We start from the raw sequence: 10,375 nt of genomic DNA, 5'->3' as shown, positions 1-10,375 counted from the left end.
CCGGCGATCTTGCCGGCATCCTTGGTGGCCTGGCGCTGAGCGTCGTTGAAGTATGCAGGGCAGGTGATGACCGCGTCGGTGACGGGCTCGCCCAGGTAGGACTCGGCGTCCCTCTTGAGCTTCATGAGGATCTGGGCCGAAATCTCCTGAGGGGTCCACTTCTTGCCGTCGATCTCGACGGACCAGTCGGTTCCCATGTGACGCTTGACCGAGCTGATGGTCCGGTCCACGTTGGTGACCGCCTGACGCTTGGCCACCTCACCGACCAGAATCTCGCCGGACTTGCTGAATGCCACCACCGACGGCGTGGTCCGCGCGCCCTCAGCGTTGACGATTACGGTGGGCTCGCCGCCCTCCAGGGTTGCAATGCAGGAATTGGTGGTTCCCAAATCGATGCCAACTGCACGTGCCATACTCGTTACCTCCTGATGAAATTGGGCGTAGGGTCTGACCCCGCACCTCGTCGTTCACGTTCTCCGCTCGCGCTTCGTTCGTGGTCCCGATGGCCGGCTCCCGTCGGCCCGGGCAAGCAGCCATCATGACCACTCCGAAACTTGAGCCTACATCACTCAACTTCCCGAGGCAAATATTATTCCCGTCATGGCACAAATTCATCAGGAGGATGCCCGAACCGGATCTGACCGACCAGAGGCCGGCAGAAAGACATCTACTTCTGCAGGCCCTTGGCCAGGCTCATCCCGGTGACTTGAAGACCGCCCTCGGTCACGTAGATGCCCAAGGCCTGCCCCGGCCGGTAAATCCGGGCATTCAGGGCCACCCCATCCACATAGAGGGTGGCTATGGTGTCGTCGACCACCAGTTGGAGGTGGTAGATGCGTCCGGCCTCCAGACGGATCGGCCTTTCAAGGCCTATGTTCATGACCGTGAACCAGGGGTCATTGGGCGACCCCTCGAATAGGTAACGCCCCTGCCCCACTTGGAAGTCATACTGGTAAGACCGCCCGGTCCCGGCCTCCTCCCGCAGGCGCAGACCGAAGGACCGGGTGCCCGGGGTGAATCTGACATCAGCTTCGAATGAGAAGAGGTCGGGGCAGTCGGAGTCAATGACCACCTCCTTCCTCTCATGAGATGCCTGAATGTCCACATCGTCCAGGGGAGTGCGGGGGTTGAAGGCGGCCCAGAGGGTATCCACCGGCCTCACACCCAGGGACCCATCCTCCCTCTGATAGACCTCGTGGGGAACGAAGGTCCCGCCCCACTCATAGTTGTTCCTGTCGTCGTCGCCTGCCTTGGTCCCCACCCAGCCGAAGAGGACCCGTCTACCGCCCAGCTCGAAGGTACGACCCGCATAGTATCCGCTCCCGTCGAAGGCGTCATCCACAGGGGCTGTCCACGGTCCTTCCAGGCTATGCGACATCCGGTAGGTCATCCCATGTCGGTCGCTGTATTCGGTGACGATGTGGTACCACCAGTCCCCGATTCTGAATAGGTCAGGCATCTCATGCATGGTGTAAAGACCGGGGGCCCAGAAATCCCCGCCGAACTCCCAGTGAACCAGGTCGTCGGAAGTGAATTTGACCGTCCGGCCTGTCTGCATGGTCTTGGGCCCCTTCTTCCGCGCTCCCAGGATGAGCAGGTAGTTACCGGCCTGCTCGTCCCTGACCACCATTGGGTCTCGCCAGTCGTCGGGGTCGTACCCGTGCTGGGGGGCGATGGAGGGGGCCTGGTCCAACTTCCTCCAATGGCGGAGATCCTGGCTGACGGCCTGCATGAGGACCTGAGAGGCTTTGCCCTCGGCCGGATAATCACGGTTGAAACCCGTGTAGAAAGCGTGGTATCCGTCCGGTCCCTCGAAGACGCTGCCAGCGAAAATGAACTGGTCCTGGTCTCCGTCACCGCCCCTGGGTATGGCGGTGCCACAGTCCTGGTAATGGACGAAGTCCCTGGTGGTGGCCAAGTCCCAACCGAAGGGTTGCCCGAATGGGGCCGGGTCGCGGGTGTCCCGCTGATGGAAGAGGAAGAACTCATCGCCTTTCCCATAGGGCATGCAGTCCCCAAACCAGGTGCCTGGGAATTGATAGTAGAGCTTATTCATGTTGACCCTTTCATATCGCCGATGATCCATACGTCCGGGCCGCGCATCTTCCTCGACGACCCCGGCAGGATCCCCGCCAGTTGTTTAAGCGGTTAAGCAACCATTATAAAAGTGCCTACGCCGCTGTCAAACGGGATGGCGACCCGGCAAGTAGTCGGACAGGAGTTTCCACAAGAAGCGGAACGAATGGCATGAGATAGCCACAGAGAAGACCGGGTAATTTCTGCCCCCGGGGCGGAGGCAACAGAGGATCAGATCCGGGCTATGGAATCCCTGACGACCAGAGGGCAAGGAACCAGTTGCGGCTCGAGGCCGCCAGAGCCAGCAGCCGGATGGTTAGTCGAACCGTCCCCCCTTGCCATGAGCGCACGTATTCCCAATCTCCCCAGGTCATACTGGGGCAGGCCCACGGTAGTCAGAGCCGGGTGGAGGTGGGCGGATATCACCTCCTGATTGTCGAAGCCGACCACGGATATATCATCGGGAACCCGCCGCCCATATTCACGTAGGGCATCATAGAAGCCCATGGCCGTGCGGTCGTTGTGGCAGAAGACGGCCGTGGCACCGGTAGCCATCACCTCGGGCATGGCCCGGTAGCCCGACTCCTGGTCTGCCTCCTTCTCGCGGATCACCAAGGAGGGGTCGTAGGCCACACCAGCCTCGGACAGCGCCTGCCGGTAGCCCTTGAGCCGACCCACGGAGGCCGGGGTCCGGGCGCTGGCGTTGATGAAGGCGATCCGCCGGTGGCCGGCCTGGAGCAGTAGGCGGGTGGCGCTGAGCCCTCCACCGACCTCATCCGGGACCACGGCTGGCAGACGGCCCAGCCGGTCGTAACAGTTGACTAGCACTGCGTTTACACCGGCCAGCCCCGCAGGAGCGTCGACCCGTCGGTGGACCCAGCTGGAATAGACCAGTCCCTCCACCCGGCGTTCCAACATAAACTCGAAAGCCCTCTCCTCTATTTTCCTGTCCCCGCCCGTGTCCACGACGAGTAGAATCTTCCCCTGCCTCCACGCCTCATCCTGGGCACCGCGAATCACCTGACCGGCGAATGGTGAGGTGGCGACCCCGTCGCTGATAAAACCGATCAAATCGGAATGCCCCCTGGCAAGCCCACGCGCCAGGGCGTTGCGGCGGTAACCAAGTTCGGAGGCCACCCTGCGGACCCTGTCGCGGGTGGCTTGGGGAATACGGGCCTTGGGGTCATCATTGATAGCCCACGAGGCAGTGGCGACCGAGACCCCGGCGGCTCGGGCAATATCCTGAAGAGTGACCATGTCCATTCATTCTAGACGGGCACCATTGCCTACCACTGATTGCAAGCGACGGCAACGAACCGATAGGCGTGAGCAAGGAGTATGCGGGGAGGTCCACGATATATGACATAACACGCAGAGCCGGGGGTATCGATCTCTACCATATTGTGGCCCTTCATTCGCCCAAGCCGGTCTTGGCTGGGACCCGCCGTGGGTGCTCAATGCGGCCCTGTCCCAGATAATCAGCCCGAACCCCACTACCAACGGCGCGCTGTTCCGCCAGCCTCGGTCATCGACCGTCCCAGCGTTTTATGATGCATCCATTGTCATCATCAATCTCTACCATGGTCAGCGTCCATACAGATAGACCGACGAAGGTCAGACGAAAAAAGCGAGTATATATGCACCAGACACCATCATGGCTGGACGAAGCAGTCTTCTACGAAATCTATCCTCAAAGCTTCTACGACAGCAACGATGACGGCATCGGTGACATACCGGGCATCACAGCCAAGTTGGACTACATTTCATCCTTGGGTTGCAATGCCCTGTGGATCAACCCCTGCTTTGACTCCCCGTTCAAGGACGCAGGCTACGACGTCAGGGACTATACCAAGGTGGCGCCCCGCTACGGAACCAACCAGGACCTGGTCGACCTCTTCGGACAGGCCCATCAAAGGGGAATCCATGTCCTGTTGGACCTGGTTCCCGGGCACACCAGCGAAGAACACGCTTGGTTCGCCAGCAGCGGGCGGACCTCCCGCAACGAGTACTCCGACCGCTACATCTGGACGGACAGCAGCTTCGAGGGCTACCCCGGCATGCCCTTCATAGGCGGTGAGGCTCCCAGGGATGCCGCCTACATCCTCAACTTCTTCAAGTGCCAACCAGCCCTCAACTATGGATTCGCTGCAAGGGACCGCTCCTGGCAGCAGTCACCCGACGACCCGGGTCCAACAGCCACGCGCCAGGCCATGATCGACGTCATGCGCTTCTGGCTGAGTCAGGGTTGCGATGGCTTCAGAGTGGACATGGCCGACTCTCTCGTCAAGAACGACGACAAGGAAAAGACGGCCACCATCGACACCTGGCATCGCCTTTTCGAGCCGATCAGGAAGGAATTCCCCCAGGCAGCATTCGTCTCTGAATGGGGCAAGCCCTGGCAGTCCCTGGAGGCTGGCTTCGACATGGACTTCTACCTGAATTGGCGGTGGGCAGGCGTACCAAACGGTTACAACTTCCTGACACGCAACACTGAAGACGAGCTGGAAGGGCCTGACGATGCCAGCTACTTCAAGGCAGACAGCAAGACCGGCATATCAGACTTCCTGGCTGATTACCTTCCCCAATACCTGCGTAGCCGAAATCTGGGAAGCTTCTGCTTCATTACCTGCAACCACGACACCACCCGCCTAGCGCCCCGTCTGACCCCCGAAGAAATCAAGGTGGCTTATGGAATGTTCCTGACCATGCCAGGGGTCCCTTTCATCTACTACGGTGACGAAATCGGAATGCGCTACCAAACCCTGCCCACCAAGGAGGGCGGCTATCACCGGACAGGTTCCCGCACCCCCATGCAGTGGGACAGCTCGGCTAACAGAGGGTTCTCCAAGGCCGACCCGACCGAACTCTATCTGCCCGTGGACGGGAGTCCCGACGCCCCGAACGTGGCCGACCAGGACGGAGACCCGGAATCACTCCTGACCTTCATCAGACAGATGACCACCTTGAGGAGTGGGCACCAGTCCCTGAGACCGGGCGCCGACTTCGCCGTGGTCCACGCCCCCAGGCATGGCCGTTCCTTCGCTTACACCCGCACCCAGGGCGACGATCGCCTCCTGGTGGCTCTCAATCCCAGCCGGCAGGAGGAGGACCTCCCACTGAGTCTGGCCAGCGTCGGTGCCATCGACCATATTCCCCGCCCCCTGGTCATGGTAAATAGCGATCTTTCCCAAGGCACCCTGGCCCTGAGGGGACAGAGTTTCGCAGTTCTGGCCCTGTAAATCAAAACCCCTCACAAACCGGTTGCTCATTCCTAGAGGTACTGGTCAAACCCGGCCCGCTGCATCTCCTCCCCGTTTCGGGATCGGGCAGCGGGTCGGATGCTCCCGTATCCGCGGAATCCGTGCAGTCCAGGAACAACCTACAATCGCCCCCTCCTTATGACTGGTTGCGGTCCCCTCCGATATTGAGACCCTCTGTGGCCAGGTCGAAGACCTGGTCATAGTCTGCACCCGCAAGGGAGAGGTCCGCCTCAGGCGAGAAACCGCCGTCACTACCCGGCGATATACCAGTGGCCAAATAGACCGTGGTCAGACCGCTGCGGTTGCCTCCGATGATGTCCGCACCGCGGTCGTTGCCCACCATGACTGTCCTGTCCGGATCGGCCCCTTCTGCGTCCAGGGCCATCCGGAAGAAGGCGGGATCGGGCTTCTTCACCCCACAGTCGCTGGATATAAAGATCCGGTCCAGGTGCGGACGCAGGCCGGTCAAGTCCAACTCGGGATCCGTGTAGGAGGCCTGTGCATTGCTGACTAGAACGACCCGCAGCCCCGCCGATTTCAGAGCTTCCAAGAGGTCAAAAGCACCCGGGTATGGCCTGAGAAGGGTGGTGGTGGCCTTTCTGAAGGACCAGGCCAGGTCGTCTACATCACGCCAATCGTGGGGTAGACCAGCCTGATCAAAGAGGGCGGCGAAGACCTTACGGACCTCCACCTCACCGACCTCGGAACGGCGGTCCGCCTCAGCTTGTAATGGGGCCTGAATCCGCTTGAAATCCCTCCTGACAGCTGTGGCATCAGGCCAGATGTCACAGCGGGAGTGGAAATACTCCCAGAGGTACTGCCATCCTTCAGGTCCATCCTCGTCGGTCCTGATGTCCAGAAGGGTCCCATAGAGGTCGAAGAAGACCGTGGTGAATCGCTGTGGCATAATGTCCGCCCTTTCGCGTCCTCAATATAGTCGGCATCGGCCACCCGCCGATGCAAGATCCCCGCCACTGCGATATTCCGGCTCGTCATTCCCGCACGCCAGAGATGCAACGGCCAAGAAGCAGTCAGGCTCCGCCGCCATCACCGCACCTCACACGCCTGCACGAATGGGGCCGAAAACACTGTGAACTCTGATTGCGTCCCCGTTTGGATTGTACGGCATGGGCCAGTCGGTTTTAGTTTTAATAAGTGTCATTCCAGTACTCGGTCCTTGCAGCAACGTTGTCAGCATTGACTTTGATTCTCATGATAGCCTCGCCCAAGCCCGCACAGAGTCTTAAAAACCAGCCATACCTGCCTAGTTGATCCGGTCGACAGATGCGTTCATCCAGCGCATCGTTTTGAGCTACCGCCACCATATCTGCGCTGACTCCGCAGCCCTTCATTAGATCCTGGTCGGTGAGGACGATGCCCCCACCTCGTAATGGGCTCTGAGCACTGGTACCCCCCGCAGGCGACAAACTCCGAGGCGGCCCTGGTGTTTTTTGCCTTGGAGCTGTTACCTATGGCGCGGAAACCAGTCAAGACCCTCATCTGGATCTACCAGTGGCAAATCCGAAGGCACAAGTGCCTGGGACAGAAGATGACGGTATGGTCCAGGATGGAAGGCCCTCCGAATCTTCAGCAGTTCCAAGTCTCTATCACATTGTTGCCCTTGTACTGGGAAAGGACACTGTAGTGGGCCGTGTCCAGGCGGAACTTGCAGGCGTCATCTGCCTGCAGGCTCAACCACTGGGTCGTCAGAATCCGCAGAATATGGGCGTGGGCCACCAGAAGGACTTGCCGCCCCTGATTGACCAAAGGCTCCAGCCTGGCCACCAGCCGCCCAGCCCGAAGGGCCACCTGGTTCAGAGTCTCCCCCGGTCCGTTTCTGACCGTCACATGTTCTCCGGACGGAAGGGTGTCCTGCCAGGTCCCATCCATGTCCGATCCCAGAGCCTGAGTGCCGTCGCGCCACAGGTTCCACTCACGACCGGCCAGACGCGACACCTCCTGTCTGGTCCGCCCTTCTGCCCGTCCGTAGTCCCATTCAGCCAGGTCATCACATATGGTCATTCTGTCAAAACCTGCCAAGCGGGCCGTGTCCTGGGCTCTCTTCAGCGGTGATGCATACACGTATTCCGGTTCGAACCCGTCCGGGAAAGCCCGTCTGAGCCTTTCCCCCGCCTTCCTGGCTTGATCCCGCCCCTCCCCCGTGAGGGGTATGTCCGTTTTCCCGGTGTGCTGTCCCGACAGGCTCCATGCAGTCTGACCATGGCGCAGCAGGACGACGCGTCCTTTGCTGCGAGCTCCTTCACTCGCGATTGGCTGTGAAACTGTCATGTACCTATTCTACCTTCGCCCCCTGCGGTACCGGAAAGCAACACCATCCGTATGGACCACGACGGCCCCCAGTATCAGGCACAAGCGGTGCAGTGTGGGATAATGGCATCATGACTAGTGCGATTGGGCCTTCCAAGGACGGTGCTGATGCCATCGTCGAACGTTTCCACGCAATAGACGACAAGGTACGCGATATGACTTCTTCAGTTAAATCTGACCCAGACTCCCTCACCGACAAGGTCATCAAGTGGGTCTTGCCATCCCTTGCCGGCTACCTAGCCGGCAAGATATTCCAATCAGTCTGGGACAATGCACAGACCCGACGTAATGGGGGGCTCGAGTCCGAAGAGGGGCAGCAGCAGGGGGCTATAGCCAGCCTGGCCTTCGCTGTCCTTTCAGCCGCCCTCACCACCCTGGTCTCGGGAGTGATCGACCGGGGGTCCCAGGCATTCGTGGACCGCCGTCATCAACGCCGTTAGGGTTGAATCAGTCAGGGACTGTTGCAGAGCGGCCCATCGGGCAGAACGGAATCGGTGCCGAAGCCGTGTGGGCGATAATGTGAGCTGGCTCTTTTGTGTGTCGCACCCTCTGACAGCAGAGTAAGCCTATGACAGGTGCAACTCTCACACGAGGGAACCTTCTGACAATACCGGTTCAAACCCGATGACCAACGAGATTATCCGAGTGCTCACGGGAGACGGTCCATCAGGCGTTTCACCGAGCCGTCCAGTGAGCGACAATGATGTCCAAGCGCTGGAAGAGACGACACAGCATGCGGCCCCGGATATTCGGAGAACCGCTACCCTGAGTTGGGCGCTGAAGGCAGACCTAGGACGAACGAACCGAGCGAGCCCTGGCCGATTTCGATGAGGTAGTCCAGCGTTACTATAGAGACATTGGGAAGACGGACACCCCTCACAGAACCTATAGCGCCATCATCGCAGATCATGCTGTGGATTCCGAGTCGGCCCATGAGCCGATGCTCCTATCCATCGAAGGCAAGGCTTCCACCTGGACCGTTGACCGTCGGCCTGCAAAGTCGGGTGCCAGAGGCGGATTGGCAACAGATAGAAGAGGGCTTTCCTGACAAGTTACAGGCCGGGTGCAGGGGAAATTTGAAATGGTATCGATGATCCAAGCTGACAGACAGGCCACTACAGGAATAGGGAATAGTAAGAAGCATATGAAAATAGAGATTATAAAGAGGAAGCCCAGCACAACCGACCCGATGCACTGGACTTCCCCTTCGTAAATGGCGTGGCTTATAGCCCCTCTTCCCCGATCGCGGCTTAGCACGGCGATCCTGCCCATGCAGGCGATCATAAAGGGTTGGGTCATGACTGGCCAGATGGCAGATTCCGCAGAAGCCACAGCGAGAGACCCAGCGCTTCGCCCCTCGTTCGATATAGCTCCGCGGCCCTAGCAACCTTTGCCTGGTCGTGGTACGTGATTTTGGGGCTGCCGGGGGACGCCGGTGGGGAACAAAATAACGCATAGTAACTGACCCTGCAACTATGGGAAAAACTGCTTTCCAGCAGTTTTATCGGCCTTCCCCACCGATTCCCGATTGTCTGTTTCAAAGATCCGGTAGGCACTGTGACAGTACAGCACGGAAGACCACAGGATTTAGAAGACATCGTTGCCCGCGCTCACATAGAGCTGATACCACTCCTCAGCAGACAGTTCTACATCCGCCCCGGAGGCCATTTCAGCAATCCTGGACGGGTTCATGGATCCGATGATGACCTGCATCCCGGCCGGATGACGGAGTATCCAAGCGACTGCAATGGCGTTCTTACTGACGCCGTGTTGATCTGCGATCTTGGCAAGGCAGTCGTTGAGCTCAGGGAACTTCGGGTTGTCGATGATGACCCCTTCGCCGGTCCCACTCTGGAAAGGACTCCATGCTTGAATAGTCATGCGCTTGAGGCGGGAGTAAGCCAAAATTCCCCCGTCGTGGTCTAGACTGGCCTCGTCGGCCATATTCACATGAATCTCCTGGCGAATCATACCGGTATGGCCAAGGCCGAACTGCAACTGGTTCACCTGAAGTTTCTGATCCAGGTCACACTGAAGCAGCTCTATCTGCATGGGATTGACGTTGCTGACCCCGAAGTGGCGGACGCGGCCTGAAGATTGAAGCTCATTGAAGGCCTCGGCCAACTGGTCCAGCTCGACTAGGGTGTCGGGCCGGTGCAGAAGAACAAAGTCCACGTAGTCAGTCTGCAGGTTCTCGAGCTCCTGCTCCATGGCCTCCAACAGGTGCTTCTTGGAAAAGTCATAACGGGTGACCCTGCCGCTCTCCTTATCTCGGAAGATGCCAAATTTAGTCTGTATACCGACATCCTCCCTTTTCACGCCGCAGTCCTTCAAGGCCTGGCCCAGCATGGTGCTGCACAGACCATCGTGATAGCAGTCTGCGGTGTCAAAGTAATCAATGCCGGCATCCAGTGCCGCCTTTACAATCTCTGATGCCTCCTGCCTGGTCTTGTTGTCAATCCTCATGGCCCCAAGGGCTACGCTAGAGAATTCGAGGCCAGAAGTACCCAATTCGATCGTCTTCACTGTCATCTCCTTTGTTGTCAGGTTCTTCTCACTCTAACAAGGGCCGGTGTCTTGTTTGTAGGACGGAGCAAGAATCGAGGCGATGAAGGCTGAAAACTGGCGCAATGTGGGCTATAGGAACTAAACGCGTTGTTTATGTTGGGGGTTTGGCCTTGTGGCTGTAAGCGTGTTGGGTGGTTGTTAAT

8 protein-coding genes are annotated in these 10,375 nt (G+C 59.0%); 2 read left to right on the top strand and 6 right to left on the bottom strand.

The window, feature by feature from the left end; genetic code table 11:
- The 3 genes from AC0AP0_RS05520 to AC0AP0_RS05510 all read right to left on the bottom strand — a co-directional run.
- The coding region (locus AC0AP0_RS05520) for an Hsp70 family protein (protein ID WP_490429651.1) at positions 1-413 on the bottom strand (413 nt) is incomplete at its 3' end.
- A gap of 254 nt (positions 414-667) precedes the next feature.
- Entirely contained in the window at positions 668-2,056 is a 1,389-nt protein-coding gene (locus AC0AP0_RS05515; RefSeq protein ID WP_490429650.1) for a glycosyl hydrolase family 32, read from the bottom strand.
- A 251-nt stretch (positions 2,057-2,307) separates the two neighbouring features.
- Entirely contained in the window at positions 2,308-3,333 is a 1,026-nt protein-coding gene (locus AC0AP0_RS05510; protein WP_490429649.1) for a LacI family DNA-binding transcriptional regulator, read from the bottom strand.
- Positions 3,334-3,713: 380 nt separating this feature from the next.
- Between AC0AP0_RS05510 and AC0AP0_RS05505 the strand changes: the two genes are divergently transcribed.
- Entirely contained in the window at positions 3,714-5,315 is a 1,602-nt protein-coding gene (locus AC0AP0_RS05505) for an alpha-amylase family glycosyl hydrolase (protein WP_490429648.1), read from the top strand.
- 157 nt (positions 5,316-5,472) lie between these two features.
- Here the strand turns inward: AC0AP0_RS05505 and AC0AP0_RS05500 are convergent, their stop codons facing one another.
- Together AC0AP0_RS05500 and AC0AP0_RS05495 are read right to left on the bottom strand one after the other, a co-directional pair.
- The gene (locus AC0AP0_RS05500) at positions 5,473-6,243 is read right to left on the bottom strand and encodes an HAD family hydrolase (RefSeq protein WP_490429647.1); all 771 of its coding nucleotides are present in this window, start codon (positions 6,241-6,243) and stop codon (positions 5,473-5,475) included.
- A 680-nt stretch (positions 6,244-6,923) separates the two neighbouring features.
- Complete coding sequence (locus AC0AP0_RS05495; RefSeq protein ID WP_490429646.1) at positions 6,924-7,625, bottom strand: histidine phosphatase family protein; 702 nt, start codon at positions 7,623-7,625, stop codon at positions 6,924-6,926.
- Positions 7,626-7,735: 110 nt separating this feature from the next.
- Between AC0AP0_RS05495 and AC0AP0_RS05490 the strand changes: the two genes are divergently transcribed.
- Positions 7,736-8,104: a DUF4235 domain-containing protein gene (locus AC0AP0_RS05490; protein ID WP_121913075.1), complete on the top strand. Its 369-nt coding sequence runs from the start codon at positions 7,736-7,738 to the stop codon at positions 8,102-8,104.
- 1,147 nt (positions 8,105-9,251) lie between these two features.
- On the opposite strand, the gene AC0AP0_RS05485 is transcribed toward AC0AP0_RS05490, so the two are convergent.
- Positions 9,252-10,190 carry an aldo/keto reductase gene (locus AC0AP0_RS05485; protein ID WP_490429645.1) on the bottom strand — a complete coding sequence of 313 codons (939 nt, stop codon included), beginning with the start codon at positions 10,188-10,190 and terminating at the stop codon, positions 9,252-9,254.
- Positions 10,191-10,375 lie beyond the last annotated feature (185 nt).

The sequence above is a fragment of the Bifidobacterium sp. POST2/T3 (B1) genome (genome assembly GCF_058197115.1).
Note: the sequence above shows the minus strand (reverse complement) of the source record. Positions and strands in the feature narration are given on the sequence as shown.

Coding starts and splice junctions, on each gene's coding strand:
- AC0AP0_RS05515 (WP_490429650.1), bottom strand. CDS start 2,056: ATGAATAAGCTCTACTATCAATTCCCAGGCACCTGGTTTGGGGACTGC.
- AC0AP0_RS05510 (WP_490429649.1), bottom strand. CDS start 3,333: ATGGTCACTCTTCAGGATATTGCCCGAGCCGCCGGGGTCTCGGTCGCC.
- AC0AP0_RS05505 (WP_490429648.1), top strand. CDS start 3,714: ATGCACCAGACACCATCATGGCTGGACGAAGCAGTCTTCTACGAAATC.
- AC0AP0_RS05500 (WP_490429647.1), bottom strand. CDS start 6,243: ATGCCACAGCGATTCACCACGGTCTTCTTCGACCTCTATGGGACCCTT.
- AC0AP0_RS05495 (WP_490429646.1), bottom strand. CDS start 7,625: ATGACAGTTTCACAGCCAATCGCGAGTGAAGGAGCTCGCAGCAAAGGA.
- AC0AP0_RS05490 (WP_121913075.1), top strand. CDS start 7,736: ATGACTAGTGCGATTGGGCCTTCCAAGGACGGTGCTGATGCCATCGTC.